At 69.9% G+C, this 22496-nt stretch carries 19 protein-coding genes; 10 read left to right on the top strand and 9 right to left on the bottom strand.

Features of this window, described 5'->3' with window-relative positions:
- Nucleotides 1-90 precede the first annotated feature (90 nt).
- Together ACXJ3V_RS07275 and ACXJ3V_RS07270 are read right to left on the bottom strand one after the other, a co-directional pair.
- Nucleotides 91-813, bottom strand: a complete 723-nt coding sequence (locus tag ACXJ3V_RS07275; protein WP_457099613.1) for a sirohydrochlorin chelatase — start codon at nt 811-813, stop codon at nt 91-93.
- Nucleotides 814-919: 106 nt separating this feature from the next.
- Complete coding sequence (locus ACXJ3V_RS07270; protein ID WP_457099612.1) at nt 920-1798, bottom strand: MarR family winged helix-turn-helix transcriptional regulator; 879 nt, start codon at nt 1796-1798, stop codon at nt 920-922.
- A 118-nt stretch (nt 1799-1916) separates the two neighbouring features.
- Between ACXJ3V_RS07270 and ACXJ3V_RS07265 the strand changes: the two genes are divergently transcribed.
- The gene (locus ACXJ3V_RS07265; RefSeq protein WP_457099611.1) at nt 1917-2483 is read left to right on the top strand and encodes a MarR family winged helix-turn-helix transcriptional regulator; all 567 of its coding nucleotides are present in this window, start codon (nt 1917-1919) and stop codon (nt 2481-2483) included.
- A gap of 24 nt (nt 2484-2507) precedes the next feature.
- Here ACXJ3V_RS07265 and ACXJ3V_RS07260 read toward each other — a convergent pair whose 3' ends face one another.
- The 3 genes from ACXJ3V_RS07260 to ACXJ3V_RS07250 all read right to left on the bottom strand — a co-directional run bounded on the left by ACXJ3V_RS07260 (nt 2508) and on the right by ACXJ3V_RS07250 (nt 6860).
- Nucleotides 2508-4436, bottom strand: coding sequence for a VWA domain-containing protein (locus ACXJ3V_RS07260; protein ID WP_457099610.1), 1929 nt, complete (start codon nt 4434-4436; stop codon nt 2508-2510).
- A gap of 206 nt (nt 4437-4642) precedes the next feature.
- Complete coding sequence (locus tag ACXJ3V_RS07255; protein WP_457099609.1) at nt 4643-5191, bottom strand: hypothetical protein; 549 nt, start codon at nt 5189-5191, stop codon at nt 4643-4645.
- A 226-nt stretch (nt 5192-5417) separates the two neighbouring features.
- Complete coding sequence (locus ACXJ3V_RS07250; protein ID WP_457099608.1) at nt 5418-6860, bottom strand: MFS transporter; 1443 nt, start codon at nt 6858-6860, stop codon at nt 5418-5420.
- Between the two features lie 147 nt (nt 6861-7007).
- Between ACXJ3V_RS07250 and ACXJ3V_RS07245 the strand changes: the two genes are divergently transcribed.
- Nucleotides 7008-7496: a cation:proton antiporter regulatory subunit gene (locus tag ACXJ3V_RS07245; protein WP_457099607.1), complete on the top strand. Its 489-nt coding sequence runs from the start codon at nt 7008-7010 to the stop codon at nt 7494-7496.
- Between the two features lie 8 nt (nt 7497-7504).
- Nucleotides 7505-8713, top strand: coding sequence for a cation:proton antiporter (locus ACXJ3V_RS07240; protein WP_457099606.1), 1209 nt, complete (start codon nt 7505-7507; stop codon nt 8711-8713).
- Nucleotides 8714-8728: 15 nt separating this feature from the next.
- Here the strand turns inward: ACXJ3V_RS07240 and ACXJ3V_RS07235 are convergent, their stop codons facing one another.
- The 3 genes from ACXJ3V_RS07235 to ACXJ3V_RS07225 are packed head-to-tail and all read right to left on the bottom strand — an operon-like array spanning nt 8729 to nt 13963.
- Nucleotides 8729-9307 (bottom strand): GNAT family N-acetyltransferase, encoded by a 579-nt coding sequence (locus ACXJ3V_RS07235; RefSeq protein WP_457099605.1) that lies wholly within the window; start codon nt 9305-9307, stop codon nt 8729-8731.
- 43 nt (nt 9308-9350) lie between these two features.
- Nucleotides 9351-12248, bottom strand: a complete 2898-nt coding sequence (locus ACXJ3V_RS07230; RefSeq protein WP_457099743.1) for an FAD-binding and (Fe-S)-binding domain-containing protein — start codon at nt 12246-12248, stop codon at nt 9351-9353.
- A gap of 20 nt (nt 12249-12268) precedes the next feature.
- Entirely contained in the window at nt 12269-13963 is a 1695-nt protein-coding gene (locus ACXJ3V_RS07225) for an L-lactate permease (RefSeq protein ID WP_457099604.1), read from the bottom strand.
- Between the two features lie 147 nt (nt 13964-14110).
- Between ACXJ3V_RS07225 and ACXJ3V_RS07220 the strand changes: the two genes are divergently transcribed.
- The 5 genes from ACXJ3V_RS07220 to ACXJ3V_RS07200 all read left to right on the top strand — a co-directional run bounded on the left by ACXJ3V_RS07220 (nt 14111) and on the right by ACXJ3V_RS07200 (nt 19098).
- Complete coding sequence (locus tag ACXJ3V_RS07220; protein ID WP_457099603.1) at nt 14111-14791, top strand: GntR family transcriptional regulator; 681 nt, start codon at nt 14111-14113, stop codon at nt 14789-14791.
- 214 nt (nt 14792-15005) lie between these two features.
- Nucleotides 15006-16883 carry a molecular chaperone DnaK gene (gene dnaK / locus ACXJ3V_RS07215; protein WP_457099602.1) on the top strand — a complete coding sequence of 626 codons (1878 nt, stop codon included), beginning with the start codon at nt 15006-15008 and terminating at the stop codon, nt 16881-16883.
- Between the two features lie 3 nt (nt 16884-16886).
- Nucleotides 16887-17543 carry a nucleotide exchange factor GrpE gene (locus ACXJ3V_RS07210; RefSeq protein ID WP_457099601.1) on the top strand — a complete coding sequence of 219 codons (657 nt, stop codon included), beginning with the start codon at nt 16887-16889 and terminating at the stop codon, nt 17541-17543.
- 18 nt (nt 17544-17561) lie between these two features.
- The gene (locus ACXJ3V_RS07205; protein ID WP_457099600.1) at nt 17562-18560 is read left to right on the top strand and encodes a DnaJ C-terminal domain-containing protein; all 999 of its coding nucleotides are present in this window, start codon (nt 17562-17564) and stop codon (nt 18558-18560) included.
- A 43-nt stretch (nt 18561-18603) separates the two neighbouring features.
- Nucleotides 18604-19098, top strand: a complete 495-nt coding sequence (locus ACXJ3V_RS07200) for a heat shock protein transcriptional repressor HspR (protein ID WP_457099599.1) — start codon at nt 18604-18606, stop codon at nt 19096-19098.
- A 37-nt stretch (nt 19099-19135) separates the two neighbouring features.
- Here ACXJ3V_RS07200 and ACXJ3V_RS07195 read toward each other — a convergent pair whose 3' ends face one another.
- Nucleotides 19136-20506 carry a DUF2252 domain-containing protein gene (locus tag ACXJ3V_RS07195; RefSeq protein ID WP_457099598.1) on the bottom strand — a complete coding sequence of 457 codons (1371 nt, stop codon included), beginning with the start codon at nt 20504-20506 and terminating at the stop codon, nt 19136-19138.
- A gap of 115 nt (nt 20507-20621) precedes the next feature.
- Here ACXJ3V_RS07195 and ACXJ3V_RS07190 point away from each other — a divergent pair, with 115 nt between their 5' ends.
- Both ACXJ3V_RS07190 and ACXJ3V_RS07185 read left to right on the top strand, forming a co-directional pair.
- Nucleotides 20622-21389 (top strand): potassium channel family protein, encoded by a 768-nt coding sequence (locus tag ACXJ3V_RS07190; RefSeq protein WP_457099597.1) that lies wholly within the window; start codon nt 20622-20624, stop codon nt 21387-21389.
- Nucleotides 21386-22444 carry a hypothetical protein gene (locus tag ACXJ3V_RS07185; RefSeq protein ID WP_457099596.1) on the top strand — a complete coding sequence of 353 codons (1059 nt, stop codon included), beginning with the start codon at nt 21386-21388 and terminating at the stop codon, nt 22442-22444. Before ACXJ3V_RS07190 ends, ACXJ3V_RS07185 begins: the two co-directional genes overlap by 4 nt.
- The last annotated feature ends 52 nt before the right edge of the window (nt 22445-22496 follow it).

Genomic DNA, 22496 nt, shown 5'->3' with positions numbered 1-22496 from the left:
CACATAGCACCCGCGTTCACCCGAGGCTAGAAGCGGACCCTTTCTGGACCCAGTCCAGCGTCAGACTCTGCAACGTGAGGTCACACGGCGTCACATGCTGGACTTTGCGGCGGCGGCTGTGCGGTAGCGCTCCACGACGAGGTCGACGAGCGAGTCGGCGGGCGCATCCGCGTCGAGCAGCGGACGGGCGACCGTGGCGCTATCGGAGAGGCGCACCGCGAGGTCGTGGAAATACCCGGGCGCCAGCAGATAGTTCGCGACGATGACCCGCGGACGGATGCCGTCGCCCCGCGCTTCCCGCGCCCCGGCGACCGCGACACCGAGGCGAGGCTCGGCGGCCGCGAGGAATCCGACGGTCACGCCACGGGCGAGTCGCTCGGCGAGCATCGCACCGATGACCCGGCAGTCGTCGTTGGCGCGTTCGTCGCTCGAGCCGGCGACGGCGAGCACGACGGCGTCGGCATCCTCGAGTCCAGCGGCTTCGAGGCGCGCGACCAGCACGTCGACGAGGCGGGGGTCGGGGCCGAGCGCGGGGGCGATCGTGACGGCGCTGCGACCGGCCGACTGCTTCCGCAGGTCGACCCGCACGTGGTAGCCCGCCGAGAGCAGCAGAGGGACGATCACCACCGGGTCCGCAGCGGGAATGGAGGCGAGGGATGCCGCGACATCCGGCTGCTGCACGTCGACGTGCCCGAGTCGCACCGTGACGTCGGGCAGCCGCGCGGCGACCGCGTCGACGAGGTGGCGGATCGCGGCCTGGCCCTCCACGGAGGCGGTGCCATGCGAGATCGCGAGGAGCGCGGGGGTCGTCATCCCCCCATCTTCTCGCCCCGCCCGCACGCCGAAACCACCCCTTCTGCGCGAGACCACCTGTTGGAACAGGTGGTCTCGGCGAAAAGAGGTGGTCTCGGTGGTGGGGTCAGGCGTGCTGGCCCCGGCGGAACCCGGCGTCGAAGCCGCGCTCGTAGGCGTGCTCGGTGTGGCTGCCGCCCTGGTGTGACCGACCGCGGCCCCGACCGTGGTGCTCGTGGTGGCAGGACTCGTCGGCGTGGGTGCGACCATGGCCGTACCCGTGGCCGTGCGCGAACTCGGGGCCGTGGCCGTGGCCGAACTCGGGGCCGTGGCCGTGGCCGTGGCCGTGGTCGGAGTCGGCCGGGTGGCCTTCGCCGTGCCCGTGCCCGTGCCCGTAGCCATGGTGGTGCTCGTGGCCGGCCCGGAAGCCGGGCCCGAACTCGCGGCCGAACCCGGGCCGGAAGCCGGGTCCGAACCCGCGACCGAAGTCACGGCCGAAGCCCCGCCCATACCCGCGGCCGAAGCCGCCGCGCGTCGGTGCGGAGCTCTCGTCCCAGCCGAGCTCGCGGGCGATCGACTCGAGCGACGCCAGGGTGGTGGCGAAGTCCTCGGGGGCGACCGTGTCGGCGATGCGGCGGCGGATGCCGTCGACCACTCCGCCGAGGCGCTCGAGGGCGGCGCGGCCTTCGTCGGTGAGCACCCAGGTGCCGTCGCCGGTCTCGTCCGCCCAGCCGCGCTTCTCGAGGCCGCGCAGGTGCTTGCCCTTGCGGGCGAGCCACTGGCCGGACTCGGGAGCGTCGACCGTGCGGGCGAGTGCGTTCAGCAGCATCCAGTCGCGTCGGGTGACTCCCTCGTCGGCGAACGCGGTGTCGAATTCGCGCGAGATGAGGGCATCGACGGCACGCAGCCAGAACCCGAGCGGGCGCCGGTCGGTGGGGAGGCGCTCTTCGGCGCTGTCCGGGCTGCCGTCGGGCTCGGGGCTGATTTCAGGGTTGATGTCGTTCATGGGTAATCCTTTCGGGAGCCGGCTCAGGAGGCCGACCGATCAATACATGTCAGAGTGCATGTACATGCAGTGTGACATGCAATGTCAATCCATGTCAAGTCGCATGTAAATTTGGGGGATGACCGCCACTCCCGACCCTGCCGAAGCCATCGCCGCCGCCCTGGCGCGTCTGCGCGGACGAGGGATGCCTCGCCCGCCGTGGGACGGTCAGGGCCACCGCCACGGCTTCGAGCCCGGCGAAGGCTGGGGTCGAGGAGGTCCGCACGCCGGCCCCCACGGGGGTCCGCACGGCGCGGCTCATCACGGGGGAATGCACGGTCAGCCGCCGTGGATGGCGGGCGGCCGCTTCGGCGGCCCCGCACGCCTCCGGATGCTCGAGGCGCTGGCCGCGGCATCCGTCCCGCTCACGGTCAGCGAACTGGGCGACGCGGTCGGCGTCGATCAGCCGCGCGCGTCCCGGCTCGTGCAGCAGGGGGTCGAGCTCGGGCTCGTGCAGCGCGAGGCCGACCCCGACGACGCCCGGCGCACGCGCATCGCGCTGACCGATCAGGGACGCGCGATCGTCCGGGGGTTCCGCGGCGAGCGGCGCGAGGCGGTCGACTCCGCGCTCGCCGCCTTCACCGACGACGAGCGCGCCGAACTCGCCCGCCTGCTCGTCAAGCTCGCGGACGCCTGGCCCCGCTGACCTGCCGCTGCCTGCCGAGCCGGATCAGAAGCTCGTGACGAGGTCTCCGAGCACGGCGGTGAGCTTGGTCGGGTCGGTGGCGTCGTAGTAGTGCGCGCCGGTCGCACTCGAGATCGACTGCAGCGTGGCGACGTCGGCATCCGCTCCGTAGGCGAGGGTGAAGATGAGCACCGGGGTGTCGTGATGCATCGCCTGGAGATCAGCGAGCATCTGCTCGGCGCCGATCGTCGGACCGTTGGGCGTGTCGTTCTTGCCGTCGCTGAGCAGCACGATCGCGGTGATGCGGTCGGACGACCACGACCCCGCCTGCTGCGCCGCGAAGGTGTCGACGGCCTGGTAAAGCGGGGTGTCGCCCATCGACTGCAGGCCGCCGAGCGCCCCGAGGAGCGCGTCGTGGTTCGTCACGATCTCGGCCATCGGCGAGACGTTGCCCGGCACCATGGCGCCATCAGGGCTCTGCGCGAACGCGGCGAGTCCGACGCTGTCCCCGGCCGTGAAGTGGTCGAGCGCCTTCGCGATGGCGGACTTGGCCGCGGACAGCTTGGTGTCGCTGGCCGAGATCGGCTCGTCCATCGAGCCCGAGACGTCCATGAGGAAGAGCACCTGAGCGCGCTTGCGAACGTCGGGGAACGCGGTGTTGACCGCGGCCACGACATCCTGCTCCGGCAGCGGCAGGACGCCATGGGGATCTGCGGGGAGCTGGGCGACGTCTGCCACGCCGGCATCCGGCGTGCGGTTGAGGTCGCGATAACCGGACGCGCGGACGATCTCCTGGCCCTGCACGGTGCCCGCGTAGCGGATGAAGTCCGCTGCGGCGTCGGCTTCGTTCTCGTCGACCCAGTCACCGGTCAGCACGACGGCGGGGTTGTCGGCGCCGTAGAAGCCATCCGTGGGATAGATCGGAACGAGCTTCTCCTCCGGCGGCGCGCCCTCGACGCGGGTCACGCCGTCGCGGCTGGTGATCCCGCGGTTGTAGTCCCAGACGGACTTCTCGTCGACGATGACGGCCGAGAGGAAGTCCGCGACCGAGCCCTTGTCGTCGGCCTGACGTGCATGCCAGAGGAAGTGCTCAGGCGTGGCCATGTAGTGGCTGGTGGCGAGCTCGTGCTCGCGCACGGTGTCCTGCACCTTGGGGTCTTCGACAGCCTTGACGGTGAGGCCGGCGAGATCGCCCGAGGCCGTTCCGAAGGACGCGAACATCGCCGCTTCGCCGGATGTCGCGACCACCGGGCTCGTCTTGCCGAGCTTGAAGGCGCCCCACTCGGGATGGCCGAGGTCGCCCCACAGGTCTTTGTCCGCGGCGGCGTCGAACACGTCGCCCCACGTCGGGGGCTTGGCATCCCAGCCGATCGACTCGACGAGGGGAGCCGGCATCGCTAGCACGATGTTGGACGAGCCGACGCTGGTTCCCACCTCGAGCACGGCGGTCGCGCCGTCGGCTCGCGCCAGGGCCAGCCACGTGTAGGAGTCGGGCAGCCAGACGATCGGGCGCGCCTCGGGGGCGACATTCGGGAAGCCGGCGGCGGCGGCCTCGGCCGCGACGCCCGACTTGTCGCGCACGGCGGAGACGACCACGCACCGACCATCGATGTCGCGGGGCTGCGCGTTGTAGCCGGCGGCCAGGTTCCCGACCATCTCGGCGTTCTCGAACGACGACATCACGGTGACGGTGGTGCACGGCTCGGCGCCGTTCGCTGCGGCCGGCACATCGTCGGGGAACTCGATGAACGCAGGGGCGGGCTCGGAGCCCAGTGGCGTCCGGGCGGGCTCGTCGGCGCTCGCGAACGACGTGACGATGGCCGTGCCGACGGTGCCGATCGCGGCGACCAGGATCACGATGCTCGCGCCGCTCACCCAGATCACGAAGCGTCGCTGCTTCGCCTGGCGCAGGCGTCGGCGCTCTTCGATCGCGGACGGCTGCGGTTCGGTGATGCCGCGCTGCGGGCCGCTCATCGGCGTCGACCGATCAGGGCGGAGCGCTCGGCCGCGTGAAGCGGAACGGCGCGAATGTCGAGGGCGAGCTCAGGCATGTCAATAGTCCTCAGGGCGGGGGGCAACCTGAAGCGGGTCGGGTGGGCCCGCAAGCATACACGGGCTCGGGCGCCCGTCCGCCCCCAGACTAGACCGCGATCCTGAGTGCGCGCCAAGGGGGTTTTCGGTCAGGTGGCGGTGTTGAGCATCCCGATGATGACGGCCGTCCACCATGCCGCCTGCGACACGAGGGCGCTCCACACGCACCACAGCTGCACCCGCCGGGGGATGCGCCGGAACGGGATCGCACCGGGCAGGCGCGTGAGATCGGCCGTGAGCCGTGTCATCGCGACCCCGTTCATCGCCACCACGAGCACCGCGGTCATCTTCACCGCGGTGAGCGGCACGGCGAGGTCCGGCTCGAGGAACGCGCCGCTGAAGAACAGGCCCAGGATGCCGAACCAGGCCAGCGCCGAGACCGACTGCTCGGTGTGCCGCAGGTCGGCGAGCGAGCGCCGCCCGATCATCCAGAGCAGCCCGTTGAACTCGAGGAACACGGCGGCGCCGAGGCCCACGATGATCGACGCGAGGTGCACGAAGAGCATCGAGAAGTGCAGCCAGTCCGCGGGGACCACGGCCGCCCCCGCCCAGAGCGACAGGGAGAGCGACAGCATGACTCCCCAGTACGCCAGGGCGCGCCGGTGCCGGGCCGCCCGGCGGCGCTCGGTCAGGGGCATCGACACAGGGCGGACTCGGGCCTTTCACTCGCAGCGGCCGCGATCGGCCCTCGTGCGAGGGTAGTCGAATCCCTCGCGGGTCGCCGCCGCCCGCGGCCTGCCCGCCGTCACCGATCCGAAGTTCGGACAGCGTCGCGAAAATCGGGCCGGATGAGCCGAAGCATCCGATTTCGGCGCGCTTCTCCGAAGATCGGATGCCGCGACCGCAGCCGCGCGGAGGCGCGGGCTAGACGATCCTGGTGTGCTTCGGCAGCTTCACGAACAGCAGCAGGACGAGACCGACGACCAGCACGATCGTGATGCCGATGATGCCCCAGTAGGTGGCGCCGAACCACAGGATGAACAGCGACCACAGCAGCGGCGAGAGGAAGCTCATCACGCGGCCGGTCGTCGCGTAGAGCCCGAAGATCTCGCCCTGCATGCCCAGGGGAGTCACCCGGGCCAGCAGCGACCGGCTCGACGCCTGAGCGGGCCCGACAGCCGCGGAGAGGATGATTCCGCCGATCCAGAAGATCGTCTTGCCTTGCTCGCGGAAGAAGAAGACGAAGAGGCAGCTCACGATCAGGATCGTCAGGGCGGTCACGATCACCGCGCGGGCGCCGAAGCGGTCGTCCAGCCGCCCCGCGACGATCGTGGACACGCCCGCGACCAGGTTGAGGGCGATGCCGAAGGTGATCACCTCGGTGGGGCTGAAGCCGAAGGCGACCGCGGCGAGCACGCCGCCGAACGCGAAGACGCCGGCGAGGCCGTCGCGGTACACGGCGCTCGCGATCAGGAACCAGAAGGTCGGACGGTGGTTGCGGAACAGCGCCGCGATGTCGCGGACGAGCCTGCCGTAGCTCGCGAAGAAGCCGACCTTCGCGCGGTCCGTGCGGGCCGGTGCCTCGGGGACGTTCAGCACGAACGGGATCGCGAACACCACGGTCCACACCGCGCATCCCACGGCGATCAGGCGGTAGGCGAGCCCGTCGGACACATCGAGTCCGAACCAATCGAACTGGTTGAGCACGACGACCAGCACGAGCGCGAGGATGCCGCCGATGTAGCCGAGTCCCCAGCCGAGGCCGCTGACCCGGCCGACGGTGCGGGGAGTCGACACCTCCACGAGCATCGCGTTGTAGTTCACGCCGGCGATCTCGCTCGTCACCGCGCCGAGCGCCATGGCCACCGCGCCGAACCAGAAGAACATCGGATCGGAGGAGACGAAGAACAGCGAGAACTGGATGAGCGCCAGGACCGCCGTCGCCCCGACGACCCAGCGCTTCTTGTTGCCCGCGACATCGGCCCGCTGCCCGAGCACCGGCGCCAGCACCAGGATGAGGATGCCCGCGAGGAACGTCGCCCAGCCGTACCACTCCGACAGATCCGCCAGGCCGCCGCAGTACGCCGTTGCGGCATCGGCGCCGCCGGAGCAGACCAGCGAGTCGTCGGCGTTCTGCGCCGCGACATCCGCCGGCAGGAAGTTCGCCGACACGAGATAGAGCGGCACGAACACGAAGGTGAGCAGCACCGAGTTGAACGGCTGCGTCGCCCAGTCCCACATCGCCCACGACACGACCTGCTTGCGCGGGATGACGCGGTCGGGGTCGGGATCGGGGTTCACCGCCATCGCGGCGGTGGACAGATTGGGGGATGCCACGCGCGGGGCGGCGGGGTCGGGCTCGCTCATGTCGGTCACGCTAGGGCCCTTCCGTGAACGGCGAGTGGCGCCGCGCCCGTGCCGCGACTCAGCGGMGCGCTCAGGCTATGCGAGCCGGCCCGCTCCACGCCACAACGGCTCGGATGACCCGCGCCGCTCGAGGTGCATGATGGTCGCATGCCAGTCCACGTCGAACGTGTCGTGCTTCCGGGAATCGGCGTTCGCCACGACATCCTCACCGTCGACGGCCGCCGCCTCTCGGTCGTCAGCTTCCGCGATGGGGGGCGCGAACTCGCCCTGAGCGACGAAGACGACCCGGATCGCGCGGACGAGACCATCACGTTGACGGATGACGAGGCCACGGCGCTCTCGGAAGTGCTTGGCGGCACCCTCCTGCTGACTCAGCTCGCCGGGCTGCGCGGTCAGATCGCGGGACTGCACATGGAGCAGATTCCGGTGCGGGCGGACTCGCCGTACGTGGGTCGCACCCTCGGGGACACCAAGGCGCGCACCCTCACCCGCTGCTCCGTCGTCGCGATCATCCGGGATACCGGTGTGCTGCCTGCGCCGGTGCCGTCCGACCGGCTCGCCAGCGGCGACAGTCTCGTCGCTCTGGGCACCCGCGAAGGGCTCGACAAGCTCGTCCGCATCATCGCGGGCGGCTGAGCAGCCCGATGACCCACGACGCGCTCGTCCTCATCGAGATCGGCGCGCTCCTGTTGGGCATCGGCCTTCTTGGGCGACTCGCCGCGCGCATCGGCATCTCTCCCATCCCGCTCATCCTGCTGGGCGGTCTCGCCTTCGGTGAGGGCGGGTTCTTCCCGATCGCCGCGAGCGACGAGTTCATCGAGATCGGCGCTGAGATCGGCGTCATCCTGCTGATGGTGATGCTGGGTCTCGAGTACAGCGCCGTGGAGCTCGTGGGCACGCTCAAGACCTCGCGATTCGCGGGCGCCGTCGACATGGTGCTCAACGCGGCGCCGGGAGCGATCGTCGGCTTCCTGCTGGGCTGGGGCCCAATCGGAGCGGTCGCGCTCGCGGGTGTCACCTGGGTCTCATCGTCCGGTGTGATCGCGAAGGTGCTGCAGGAGCTCGGGCGTCTGACCAACCGCGAGACTCCCGTCGTGCTGTCGGTCCTCGTCATCGAAGACCTCGCGATGGCGTTCTACCTGCCGGTGCTCACCGCGCTGCTGATCGGCGCCGATCTGGGTGCCGGCATCGTCAGCGTGGCGCTCGCGCTCGCGTCGGTCCTCGTCATCCTCTACATCGCGCTGCGCCACGGCGCGATCGTCTCGAAGCTCGTGTGGTCCCGGAACGCCGAGGTGCTCCTCCTGTCGGTGCTCGGGCTGACGCTCCTCGTCGCCGGCCTCGCGGCGCAGGTGCAGGTTTCGGCCGCGGTCGGTGCGTTCCTCGTCGGCATCGCGATCTCGGGGCCGGCCGCCGAGCACTCGACACGCGTGCTGACACCGCTGCGCGACCTGTTCGCGTCCGTGTTCTTCCTGTTCTTCGGCCTCTCCACCGACCCGGGCGATCTCGTCCCGATGCTCGTCCCGGCGATCGTCCTCGCCGTCGTCACGATGGCGACGAAGGTGCTGACGGGCTACGTCGCGGCACGACGTGCCGGCATCGGCGAAGCCGGCCGATGGCGCGCCGGCTTCGTGCTGACGCCGCGCGGCGAGTTCTCGATCGTGATCGCCGGCCTCGCCGTCGGGTCGGGGGTCGACCGCTCGCTCGCGGCGCTCGCTACGGCATACGTCCTGATCACGATCGTGGTCGGTCCGATCCTCGCCCGCGTCCCCGAGACGCGCAGGTTCACGCGCTGGACCAAGCGCCGCCAGGCCGACCGCCGCGCCCGCCAGGCTGCCGCGAGCGGTCAGGTCTGACGGCAGGGCGACGGCTCAGGCGAGCAGGTCGGACTGCCGCCACTCGCGCTCGAGGATCGCGTAGACGCCGGTGTCGCTCCACTCGCCCTTGAGCCACATGTGCTCGAGGTGACGGGCCTCGTAGCGCATGCCCAGCCGCGTGCAGACGGCGACGGATGCCGCGTTCCGCGGGTCGAGCTCGGCGAAGACGCGATGCAGGCCGAGTTCGTCGAAGGCGAGGTCGAGCAGCAGCTCCGCGCTCTCCCGCGCGTAGCCCCTGCCCTGGAAGCGCGGTGCGACCAGCCACCCGATCTCTGCGGTGCGATCGTCGACCGAGGTGATGTTGAGGTACATCGTCCCGATCAGCGAGCCGGAGCCGTCCCGGGCCCGGATCGCCGGCTGGATGTAGTCGTCGACGTTCTCCAGCCGGTTCTTGGGCGCGTCGCGGGCGAGCACCTCGGCGACCTTCTCGGCGCTCCGCGGCTCGTAGAGGAGGTAGCGGGTCACCTCGGGGTCGGACTGGATCTCGTAGAGCGCGTCGAAGTCGTCGTCGCGCAGCAGGTCGAGGCGGACGTGGGATCCGTCGAGGGGGTGGAACTCCCAGGGGAGCGGCATGCCTCCATCATCCCGCGTCGGCGGGCGGATCGCTCGGCGAAAATCACTGCGGTCGCGCGGGTGCGCCGTCGGGAACCCGGCCGAGGGCTTCACGCGAGGGCCGGGTCGCCTCCTCGAGCAGCTCGAGGATGTGCCGGTACTCGCTGCCGGTCGCTCGGGTCATGCCGAGCTCGCAGGTGCGGTTGCACGAAGCATGCGCATCGGCCCCGAGCGCCCGAACCTCCGCGGCCTCCGCCGCCGTAGCCGACGCGGTGAGCTCGGGGTGCAGCATCCCGCGGTCGCCAGCGAAGCCGCAGCATCCCCACGCGTCCGGCACCGAGACCGTGCCCGCGACGGCGTCCGCGACGGTCTGCAGAGCGGGGTTGAGGCCCATCTGAGTCGAGGAGCAGGTGGGGTGCAGCACGAGCGAGCCGACCAGCGGCTCGATCGGGCCCAGCGCCGGCAGCACCTCGCGGGCGACGAAGGCGACGGCATCCTCCGTCCGCCATTCCAGTCCGCTGTCCTCGAAGATGTGCGCGAAGCCCTCGGTGCAGCTCGCTGCGTCACTCACGATCGGCAGCGCTCCCTCGCGCGACGCCTCGCGCACGGCCTTCACGACCCGTGCGGCCATCACGTCGCGGCCTCCCGTGAAACCCTTCGACGTCCAAGGCGTGCTGCAGCACATCGCCTCGATGCCCTCGGGCACGATGACGCGCACCCCGCCGCGCTCGAGGAGCCGCGTGAAAGCCTCGGTCGCGCCGACGCCGTCGCCTGCGGCGCCGAACATGCTGTTGACGCACGCCGGCAGGTAGACCGCGACGGGGTCGGCGGCGCCCGAGCCGAGACTTCCCGTTCGAGACCTGCGCGCCGCGCCCCCGCCCGGGAGATCGGCGGAGTAGTCGGGCACCGTGTCGTCGCCGAGCACTGCGCGTCCTACCGTCGTGGCGGCCTTCACGAGGCCGACGGGCACGCGGTCGGCGGCCGAGAGGGCGACCGACCCGGCGCGCGTGACCGGGCCCCACACCTTCGCCGCAGCTTTCCACCCGGTGGCGAGCAGCGGGTTCGCGTCCTCGCGGCGCAGCCGCTTGACGAGCTGTCCCGTGTTGATCAGCACCGGGCAGGCCGTCACGCACATGCCGTCGACCGCGCACGTGTCGACACCGGAGTAGTCGTAGTCGCTCTCGAGCTCCTTCGCGAGTGCGTGATCGCCGGATGCCTCGGCCCGCGCCATCGCGCGGCGCACGACGATGCGCTGCCGGGGCGTGAGGGTGAGGTCCTTCGAGGGACACACCGGCTCGCAGTAGCCGCATTCGACGCAGCGATCGGCCTCGATCTCGATGGGCTCGGCGTGCTTGAAGTCGCGCAGGTAAGCGGTGGGGTCGTCCTCGATGATGACCCCGGGGTTGAGGATGCCGGCCGGATCGCACAGCCGCTTGAGCTCGCGCATCACTTCGTACAGTTCGTCACCGTATTGGCGCCGCACGAAGGGCGCCATGACCCGACCCGTCCCGTGCTCCGCTTTGAGGTTGCCGCCCGCCGCCAGCACGAGGTCGACCAGCTGCTCGGTGAAGCCGGTGAACCGGCCCATCGACGCGTCGCCCTCGAAGCGGTCGGTGAGCATGAAGTGGATGTTGCCGTCCTTCGCATGCCCGAAGATGACGCTGTCGCGGTACGCGTACCGCTCGAAGAGTCCCTGCAGCGCCTCGCACGTCGGCGCGAGGGCGGGCAGCGGCACGACGATGTCCTCGAGCAGGGCGGTCGTGCCGGAGGGCCTGGCGCCCGCGACCGAGGTGTAGAGGCCCTTGCGCAGCTTCCACGCGAGCGCGCGCTCCTTCGCGTCGGTCGACAGGGCGGCTGGGCTCCGCAGCGGCAGCCCCGCGAGCGTCCGCGCGCCAAGGGCGGCCAGGTCCTCCAGCTCCTCGGGGCCGGCGGCCTGGTATTCGATCAGCAGGGCCGCTTGGCTCGTGACGTCGAAGCCGAGGATCTGCGGCGGGGCGTCGGCGAACGACTGGCCGACGCGCAGGCTGGTCGCGTCCATGAGCTCGAGGGTCGCAGCCCCGGTCGACACCAGCTCGGGCAGGGCGCGGGTCGCGGCGTCGAGCGTCGGGAACACGGCGAGCGCGGTGGTGACCTCGCGCATGATCGGAACCGTGCGGTAGGTCGCCTCGGCGACGAAGGCGAGCGTGCCCTCGCTGCCGATGATGAGGTGCACGAGCAGCTGCACGGGCGACTCGAAATCGAGGAACGCGTTGACGCCGTAGCCCATCGTGTTCTTCATCGCGAACTGCCGCTCGATGATCGCGACCGAGTCAGGGTTCTCTCGGACGCGCCGCGCGAGGCGCAGGAGTCCGTCGAACAGCTCAGGCTCGCGCTCTTTGAGGCGGGCGTCGGCGGTGGGATCGGCGCTGTCGACGATGGTTCCCGACGGCAGAACGAACACCATCGATTCGAGCGTGCGGTAGGTGTTCTCGATGATGCCGCACGCCATGCCGCTCGAGTTGTTCGCCACGACGCCGCCGATCGTGCAGGCCGCCTCGCTCGCAGGATCGGGGCCGAGACGGAAGCCGTGCCGCAGCAGGCGCAGATTGACCTGCCGCACCGTCGCCCCTGGCTGCACCCGCACGCGAGCGCCGCCGTCGAGCACCTCGATGCGCCGGAACGCCTGACGGGTGTCGACGAGGAGGTCGTCTCCCGACGACTGGCCGGACAGGCTCGTGCCGCCCGAGCGGAACGTGACGCGCGACCCGCTCGCCGAGGCGGCGCCCAGGATGGCGGCGACCTCCGCGGCGCTTTCGGCGACGATGACGGCGTTCGGCGTGCGCAGGAAGTGCGACGCGTCGCTCGCGTAGGCCACCCGATCGATCGCGCGCGTCTTGATGCGGGATGCCTCGGCCACCGCCGCGGCCACCGCGGCGGGCACGTGCCCTGGCCCGATCGTGCCGTCGTGCGAGTGCTCGCCCATGGTCGTGCCCGCCTTCGCGTTCACGGGGCGACCGGGACCATCCACCCGAGCACCGGCGTCGACTGCAGGTAGATGAGGCCGGTGAAGACGACGAGCAGTCCGAGGCTCCACCAGATGAGCTTGCGGAACAGGTCGCCCTCCTTGCCGGCCGAGAGGGATGCCGCTGCTGCCGCCACAGCGAGGTTCTGCGGTGACAGCATCTTGCCGAGCACGCCCGCCGATGAGTTCGCCGCCGCGGCGAGGATCGGGCTGATGCCCACCTGCTCGGCGGTCGTCGCCTGCAGCAGGCCGAACAGTGCGTTCGACGAGGTGTCGGAGCCCGTGATCGCGACTCCGAGCCAGCCGATCGCCGGCGAGAGGATGATGAAGAATGCGCCGGTGGCGGCGAGCGCCGCGCCGAGGCTCTGGGTCTGCCCGGACAGGTTCATGACGTAGGCGAGCGCGAGGACACCGGTCACCGTGACGATCGTGAACCGCAGCTGGTGGAGTGTCGCCGCGTAGGCGGCGAAAGCGCGGCTGAACCCGACGCGGTAGGCGATCGCCACGATGATCCCGGAGATGAGCAGCAGCGTGCCTCCGGTGCCGAGCAGGTTGAGCTTGTACTCGGTGCCGACCGGGTTGCCCGCGGCATCCGTGATCGACAGCTCCGGCCACGGGAAGTGGATCGTCGTCGTCTCGGCGATCCACTGCTTGACGACGGGGATCTGTGAGATCGAGAAGACGATGATGATGACGACGTACGGCATCACGGCGTTCCACGTGAGCCGCGCCTTCGTGTACAGCAGCTGGTCGATCTTGACGGCCTCGGCGACCTGGACGAGTGTCGTCGGCGATCCCGCGCCCGTCGGGGCGCTCGAGACGTGCGGCTCACCCTCATCCACACGGTCGAATGCGACAGTGTGGACGGGCTTCCAAACACGGAGCATGAGCAGCACCGCGATGACCGTGACGACCGAGGCGACGACATCCGTGATCTCCACGGCGATGAAGTTCGACGTGACGAACTGCGCGATTGCGAACGAGAGCCCTGCGACGACCGCGACGGGCCAGGTCTGACGGATGCCGCGCCGCCCGTCGACGATGAACACGAGGATGAGCGGCACGAACGCCGCGAGGAACGGCGTCTGGCGTCCGGCCATCTGGGAGAGCAGGTGGATGTCGATGCCCGTGACGCCGGAGAGGGCGATGATGGGCGCCGCCATCGCGCCGAACGCGACGGGGGCTGTGTTGGCCAGCAGCGAGACGACAGCCGCCTTGACCGGCTTCATGCCGGCGGCGATGAGCATCGCGATCGAGATCGCGACGGGAGCCCCGAAGCCGGCGAGCGACTCGAGAAGTGCGCCGAAGCAGAATGCGATGAGGATCGCGAGGATCCGCTGGTCGTCGCTGATCGCGCGAATCCGCTCGCCGAGCACCTCGAACCATCCGGTGATGACCGTGAGCCGGTAGACCCACAGCGCGTTCACGAGGATCCACAGGATCGGGATGATGCCGTACAGCGCGCCCTCGAGCGCCGCACTCGTGGTCTGCAGCGGAGGCATCTGCCACACGGCGATCGCGAGCAGAATCGACAGCGCGAGCCCGACCAGCGAAGCCTTCCACGCCTTGACGCGGAAGACCCCCAGGAGGATGAACAGCGTCACGAGGGGTATCACCGCTACCAGCGCGGACAGGAGCAGTGACCCGAACACCGGGTCGAGGATCTGCTGGAACATGGGACTCTCCTTCGAGTCGTACCTGTTATGGGCGTCGTTGTCGCATGGTGGTACCTGGCTTCTACATTGTTAGACAAGTAGACATGTATGTCAAGTGCTCGCGGCAGACAGGCGCAGTAGGATCGGGGGCGATCACAGGAGGACCCCATGCCCAAGGTCGCCGCCGTCTCGATCATCGACGCCGTCAGCGAGGACCTGCGCCGCCGCGTGCTCTCCGGCGAGCTCGAGCCTGAGACTCCGCTGGCCGAGATCGAGGTGGCCGACTCGTACCAGGTGGCTCGGCCGACCGCGAAGGCCGCCATCGAGAACCTCGTGCGCGAGCGGCTCCTCGAGCGCAGCGCGCACAAGACGGCGCGGGTCGTGCGCCTGACGCCCGAGGATGCGCGGGACATCTATCGCACCCGGGCGATCATCGAATCGGAGGTGCTTCGCCGCCTCGCCGCCGATCGACGGGTGCCGGATGCCGCCCGCGTCGCGAACGCCGAGATCGCCGCGCTCGCCGATGCATCGCCGCGGGGGATCGTCGAGCCCGACATGCGCTTCCACCGGAGCCTGGTGGATGCCCTCGCCAGCGTCCGGACGAGCATGGTGTACGACTCGCTCGCTTCGGAAGTCGTCTTCTGCATGTCTCAGGTGCAGGGGGCCTCGCTGCTGCCGACGAGCACCATCGTGGCCGAGCATGAACGCCTGCTCGAGCTCATCGCACAGGGTGAGGGCGATGCCGCCGCTACCCTCCTCGCCGTGCATCTCGGTCGTGCGCGGGAGCGCCTCGTCGAGCGACTCGGCGGGCGGCCCGGCCCCGAGGCCTCCGCCCCGATCGAGCTCTGAAGCGACGGCGGCACCGCGCGGTCGCCCGTGTCGACGGTGCTTTCGCCATCGACCTGACAGTGCGCCGTGAAGTTGAGTCGTCTCGGCTCAAGGTATTTGACGCCGCGCAGGCCCCTCGCTAAGGTTGAGTCATCGCGGCTCAACCCGCCCTACATACTCATCGGAACCCCCCGGGTCGAGGCATCCGCCCCTTCCCGTACTAAGGAGAGAACACATGGCCCGTGCTGTTGGAATCGACCTCGGTACGACGAACTCCGTCGTCAGCGTCCTCGAGGGCGGCGAGCCCAAGGTGATCGCGAACGCCGAAGGCTTCCGCACCACCCCCTCTGTCGTCGCGTTCACGAAGGATGGCGAGGTGCTCGTCGGCGAGACCGCGAAGCGCCAGGCCGTCACGAACGTCGACCGCACCGTCGCGAGCGTCAAGCGCCACATGGGCACCACGTGGTCCTTCGACGTCGACGGCAAGAAGTACACCCCGCAGGAGATCTCCGCCCGCATCCTCGGCAAGCTCAAGAACGACGCCGAGCAGTACCTGGGCGACACGGTGACGGATGCCGTCATCACGGTCCCCGCGTACTTCAACGACGCCGAGCGTCAGGCCACCAAGGAGGCCGGCGAGGTCGCGGGCCTGAACGTCCTGCGCATCATCAACGAGCCGACCGCCGCCGCCCTCGCGTACGGCCTCGACCGCGGCAAGGAGGACGAGCTCATCCTCGTCTTCGACCTCGGTGGCGGCACGTTCGACGTGTCCCTGCTCGAGGTGGGCAAGGACGACGACTTCTCGACCATCCAGGTGCGCTCGACCGCGGGCGACAACCGCCTCGGCGGCGACGACTGGGACCAGCGGGTCGTGGAGTACCTGATCAAGCAGTTCAAGGACACCACCGGCGTCGACGTCTCCAAGGACAAGATCGCGCTGCAGCGCCTCAAGGAGGCGTCCGAGCAGGCGAAGAAGGAGCTCTCGAGCTCCATGTCGGCGAGCATCAACCTGCCGTACCTCTCGCTCACCGAGAGCGGCCCCGTTTCGCTGTCTGAGACGCTGACGCGCGCGAAGTTCGAGGACCTCACCAAGGACCTCCTCGACCGCACCAAGAAGCCGTTCGAGGATGTCATCCGCGAGGCCGGCATCAAGGTCGCCGACATCGACCACGTCGTGCTGGTCGGCGGCTCGACCCGCATGCCCGCCGTGAGCGAGCTCGTCAAGAAGGAGACCGGCAAGGAGCCCAACAAGGGCGTCAACCCGGATGAGGTCGTCGCCGTCGGCGCCGCGCTCCAGGCCGGCGTCCTCAAGGGCGAGCGCAAGGACGTGCTGCTGATCGACGTCACCCCCCTGAGCCTCGGCATCGAGACCAAGGGCGGCATCATGACGAAGCTCATCGAGCGCAACACCGCGATCCCGACCAAGCGCAGCGAGACCTTCACGACCGCCGACGACAACCAGCCGTCGGTCGCGATCCAGGTCTTCCAGGGCGAGCGCGAGTTCACGCGTGACAACAAGCCCCTCGGCACGTTCGAGCTGACCGGCATCGCGCCGGCTCCGCGCGGCATCCCGCAGGTCGAGGTCACCTTCGACATCGACGCGAACGGCATCGTGCACGTGTCCGCCAAGGACAAGGGCACCGGCAAGGAGCAGTCGATGACGATCACCGGCGGCTCGTCGCTGCCGAAGGACGACATCGAGCGCATGGTGCGCGAGGCCGAGGAGCACGCCGCCGAAGACAAGAAGCGCCGTGAGTCCGCCGAGACCCGCAACCAGGCCGAGACGCTCTCCTACTCGATCGACAAGCTCCTCAAGGAGAACGACGACAAGCTGCCCGCCGAGGTCAAGACCGAGGTGCAGGGCGATGTCGACGCGCTCAAGTCGGCGCTCGCCGGCGAGGACGACGACGCGGTGAAGGCGGCCTTCGAGAAGCTCAACGCGAGCCAGGGCAAGATCGGCGAGGCCATCTACGCGTCCGCGCAGGCTTCGCAGGCTCAGCAGGAGCAGTCGGATGCCTCGGCCGAGGCGCCCGAGGGCGACGCCGGTGCGGCCTCCTCTGACGAGGACGTCGTCGACGCCGAGGTCGTGGACGACGAAGACGAGAAGAAGTAGGCGATGAGCAAGAAGGACTTCGAAGGGCCCGAGGAGCCGCCCGTCGGCGACGAGAGTCCCGCGGACGAGTCCGCTGAGCAGGGCGAGGAGGTGCCGGCGTCCGCCGGCGCCTCCGGCCCCGCCGCCGGGGATGACGCCGCCGCCGAGGACGAACTGACGATCGAGGACATCCTCGGCGCAGCGCAGTCGCCCGACGCTGCGGCTGCCGCCGCGGCGGAGGCCGCGGAGGCGGTAGCCTCCCCGCACGAGCTCTCCCTGGTGCACGATCTCAAGCGACTGCAGGCGGAGTATGCCAACTACCGCCGGCGCACCGAGGAGCAGCGGGAGATCGAGATCGAACGCGCCCAGGGTGCGGCCGCCAAGGGGCTCCTGCCCGTGCTCGATGACCTCGACCGCGCCGAGAAGCATGGCGACCTCGAAGAGGGCACTCCGTTCACCGCCATCGCCGAGAAAGTGCGCGGCCTGGCCGAGAAGATGGGCCTGTCGACCCATGGCGTGGCCGGCGAGGCCTTCGACCCGCAGCAGCACGAGGCGATCTACCAGGCTCCGACCCCCGGCGTGACCGTGCCCACGGTGCTCGAGGTCGTCGAGGTCGGCTACCGTCTCGGTGCGGTCGAACTGCGTCCGGCGAAGGTCGTCGTCGCGGTGCCCGCCGAGTGACGCTCGGGAGGAGCATCCATGGCCAGTCAGGACTGGTTCGATAAGGACTTCTACAGCGTGCTCGGCGTCTCCAAGGACGTCACCGAAGCTGATCTGAAGAAGACGTACCGCAAGCTCGCGCGTCAGTACCACCCGGATTCCACTCAGGGTGATGCCAAGGCCGAGGCGAAGTTCAAGGAGATCAGCGAGGCGTACTCGGTCCTCTCCGATGCCGGGCAGCGCAAGGAGTACGACCAGATCCGGGCCATGGGCTCCGGCGCCCGCTTCACCTCGGGCGGCGCGGGCACCGGCGGCTTCGAGGATGTCTTCAGCATGTTCGGCCAGGGACGCGGCGGGAGCCGCAACCCGAACCCTGAGGACTTCGAGGACATCTTCCGGATGTTCAACGAGCAGCAGGCCAATCGCGGGTTCGGCTCGGGCCGGTTCGGCCAGCCCAGCGGCGGCTTCCGCGGTGCGGGTGGGCCGACCAGAGGTGCGGACGTGACCGCTCGCACGACGATGGACTTCGTCACGGCGACCAAGGGCGAGACGATCACGCTGCAGGGCGACGATGGCAAGCCGTTCAAGGTAAAGATCCCGGCCGGCGTCGCCGATGGGCAGAAGATCCGCCTGCGCGGCCGCGGCCGCGCATCGATCGACGGCGGCGAGCACGGCGATGTCGTGGTCTCCGTCACCGTGCGTCCGCACCCGGTCTTCACCCGGGAGGGGCTGAATCTGCGTCTCACCGTGCCGATCACCTACACCGAGGCGGTCTTCGGCGCGACGATCGAGGTGCCCACGCTCGGCGGCGAGCCGGTGAAGCTCCGCGTCGCACCCGGCACGCCCTCCGGGCGCGTACTGCGGGTCAAGGGCCGCGGGGTGGAGAGCCCCAAAGGCACCGGAGACCTCCTCGCCGAGGTGCAGATCGCGGTGCCGTCGCACCTCGACGACGCCGCGCGGGAGGCGCTGGAGAGGTTCCGCGAGGTGGAGCCGAAGGAGAACCCCCGCGCCGATATCGTGGCCAAGGCGAAGGGCTGAGCGCTCCGGCCGAGTGCGACCGATGACAGGGAGGTGATGGCGGATGGGCATCGAAGACATCGACGAGGATTCCCCGATCCTCGCGATCGCCGTCGCCGCTGAACTCTCCGGCATGCACCCGCAGACGCTGCGGCAGTACGACCGGCTGGGACTCGTCGTGCCCGCCCGCACCCAGGGCGGGTCGCGGCGGTACTCGCTGCGCCACGTGCAGCAGCTCCGCGAGGTGGCCCAGATGTCCTCGGACGGCATGGGGCTGCCCGCCATCGCCCGGATCCTCGAGCTCGAAGACCGGGTGCGCGAGCTTCACCTCCGGGTGCGCGACCTCGAAGACCGGGTGCGCACCGAGCTCGATCGCCGGCCCGGCGCGCGCGTGTTCGCCGCCGGGGCCACCGGCTCGGTCGTCACGCTCCGCAACGGCATGCGGGTGCGCCGCGCGACCGAACTCGTGCTCTGGCGTCCGCGGGCACCGCTCGAGGCGGGCGAGTCCGAGGCTGCGGCACCCGGTGCCGAAGCAGGCGAGACGGACGACGGCGCCTGAGCGCGAAGGATGCCTCGGGCCGAGGCATCCCGTCAGCTCAGGACTTCGGCGGATTCGCCGCCACGAACGCGTCGTAGTCGGTGCGCGAGAGCGCCGCGTAGGCATATGCCCATTCCAGAATGGATTCGCCGACGACCCGGCCGTTGCCGATGTAGCCGGCGACCTCGGCGGCCGCAGGCGACTGCGCGTGCGCCCGCGCGAGCACCGCCGCGCATGATTCGGCGTAGCGCTGGAAGGCCGAGTCGTCGAGCGTCTCGATCTCGACGCCGCCCTTCATGTCGTGGAACTGCCGCACATAGAAGTCGCCGGCGTAGGCGCGCAGGTGCCCGAGGAACGGGTCGGACACGGCCTGCAGAATCCGCTGCATGCCGACCACCCGGCCGCCCTGCCCGTTCTCGGCGATGTAGTCGGCGACCGTGGGCGGCTGCTCGATCCCGCCGTACTGCTCCAGCACGCTGCGCTCGGCCTGCTTGCCCTGCAGCAGCAGGGCGTTGCCGATGCTGTCCTGCAGCACGATGAGCGTGCACAGCGTCCCAACGCTGCCGACACCGACGACGCGTCGGGCGATATCCGAGACGGTGTACTGGGTCAGGACGACCCTGATGTCGACGCTGGCGGATGCCGCGTACCGCCGGAAGTTCTCCGCGAGACGCGACTCGACCTCTGCATCGGTGTGGGTCAGGGTGGGGGGCTGCTCGACGAAGGTGAGCCGGCCGTCCGGGCCGGCCGTGGTGAGCTTGCGGGCGGCGCGATCACCGGTGCGCTTCTCCGCGTCCTTGATCGCCGCGCGCATCGTTCCCTTGGAGGCCTTGTCCATGGAGGCGATGCCGGCTTCGGCGTCGAAGTGCTCGAAGTAGCGCGACACCGGGCTGCGCTCCGCGTTCACGGCCATCGAGCGGGCGTACGTGTGGATCGCGGACAGTGCGGCGTCCTGCACGACGACGTGCGCGCGGTCGGTGGCCTGTCCGCCGATCACGACGCTGGCGATCAGGCGCTTGAGGTCCCACTCCCACGGCGCCCAGGCGGACTCGTCGAAGTCGTTCAGGTCGAACATCAGCGTCCTCTGCGGCGAGGCGTAGAAGCCGAAGTTGGACACGTGCGCATCCCCGCACGAGGCGACGAGGATCCCGCTGTGCGGCTCGCGCGCGAGGTCGGCCGCCTGGATCGCTGCAGTGCCCCGATAGAACGCGAACGGGCTCGCCGACATCCGCTCGATCCGCAGCGGGACCAGGTCGGGCTGGCGCAGGGCATTCTGCGCGTCGAGGATGCCGAGCGGATCACGGTCACCGGGCGTGAGCCGGGAGAGCGTGCTGCGCGCGACCCCCCGTCGCGCGTCTCGGCCTTTCGCCATGAGCTCCGGGATGGTGGCGGGGCGGGTCCAGGTCTCTGCGAGCGTTGCGTCCGACATGGTGCTCATCCTGCCACCGGCGGTTGCCGGCCGGGAGGGCTGTGTCCTCCCGCCATCCGGGCGAGCGGCGGCGATGCTCATCCCGCCGATGTGCCACCGGCTCTAGAGTTCAGCCATGGCGCGCGCACGCATGACGATCGGGCATTGGGAGGAGCTGACCCACTGGCCGCTGATCATCGCGTCGCTGCTGTGGCTCATCGCCTACTCCTGGAAGGTCATCACGGACGCGCACGGCACCGGGGCGGTCGCGCTGTGGGCCGTCATGGGCGTGACCTGGGCGATGTTCGTGATCGACTATCTCGTGCGGCTCCTCCTCGCCCGACCGCGTGCGAAGTGGTTCCGCGGGCACCTGCTCGACCTCGCGATCGTGGCGATCCCGATGCTTCGGGCGCTTCGCCTGCTGCGCGTGCTCACCGCGATGACCTTCGGCAAGCGCACCGCAGGGACGGCCCTCCGCAGCCGCATCGCCATCTACGGTGCCGGTGCGACGCTGCTCGTCATCTATCTGGTCGCGCTCGCCGTGCTCGATGTCGAGCGCCGCGCGCCCGGCGCGAACATCACGACCTTCGGCGAGTCCATCTGGTGGGCATTCGTGACGGCCACCACCGTCGGCTACGGCGACTACTACCCGGTGACGGCACTGGGCCGCGTGTGGKCCGTCGGGCTCATGGCGGGCGGCATTGCGATCGTCGGCACCGTCACGGCGACCGTGTCGTCGTGGGTCATCGAGAAGGCCGCGGCAGGACGCGACGACGACGAGGCGTCGACGCGCGGTCAGGTGCGTGCCCTCTCGCAGCAGATCGCCGCGCTCGGCGAAACCCTCACCGCACCCGCTGGTGGGACCAGCGCCTCGCCCGCCGGCGCAGCAAAGGAGAACTCGTGAACACCGGAGAACGAGCCCAGGGACCACGTGCGGCGGTCGCCGACGCCGCATCGAGCGAGCGGAACCTCGAGTCGATGTCGCTCGGCCTCGGCGTCGTCGCGTTCATCGTGACGGCGGTGGCCGCGATCATCGCCTTCCGGTTCCAGCCCGCTCCGATCTCGGGACCGGGCTCGGTCGGCCAGTTCGCCGCGATCGCGTCGGCCGTCATCGCGATCGTCGCCTTCGTCGCGGGCCGGGTCCTCGTCCACCTGCGCGCCGACGGCAAGCGGATCGGCATCCTCGATGTCGTCGACATCGCCGCGCTCGCCTTCGCGCACGCCGTCATCGCGCTGCTGAGCTGGACGCTGGTCTCGGTGATCTTCGAGCAGGCGTTCATCGACGCCGAGATCTTCGGAGTTGCGGCCATCGTGCTGTCGGGCGCGGTCGCGGCGGTGACCGCGTATGTCGCTTTCTTCTCGGCCACTCACATGGACCTGCAGCTGCTCGCGGTCGTGCTGGCCGCGTTCCTGGTCGAGGGGATCGTCGCCAGCATGCTCACCGCTGATGATCCGCACTGGTGGATGGAGCATCTCAGCGCACTCGGGATGACGAACGACATCTCCTCGCTCGCTTTCAACCTGACCCTGATCGTGGCCGGCCTCATCGTCACGACCCTCGCGCGCTACGCGACGACGGGCGTCCCGACCACCCACCCGCACGGCATGGCGCGGGTGCGCCTCACCCTGATTCTCGTGGGGGTGTTCCTCGGATTCGTCGGGGTGTTCCCCGTCGATGACTTCTTCTGGATCCACACCGCGTTCGCCTCCGGAATGGCGGTCGTCTTCGCCGTGCTCGTCATCCGTCTTCCCATCTGGATTCCGGGCATCGCCCGCACCTTCGTCTACCTCGGATGGCTGTTCCTGGCCGGAATCGTCGTCCTCGGGATCTTGTTCGGGATCGGCTACTACACGCTCACGGCGGTCGAACTCGTCGCGGGCACGCTGGTGTTCACCTGGATCATCTTGTTCCTCCGCAACGCCGCGGCTGTGCAGGAAGACGCCCGCGCGGGTGTCTGACGACCTGGCCGCGCGAAGTGCGCGGCCGCTTCTTCGGGCAGGATGAGCCCGA

The sequence above is a fragment of the Microbacterium sp. P5_E9 genome, assembly GCF_054049175.1.
This window is presented reverse-complemented; position numbering and strand designations above follow the sequence as displayed.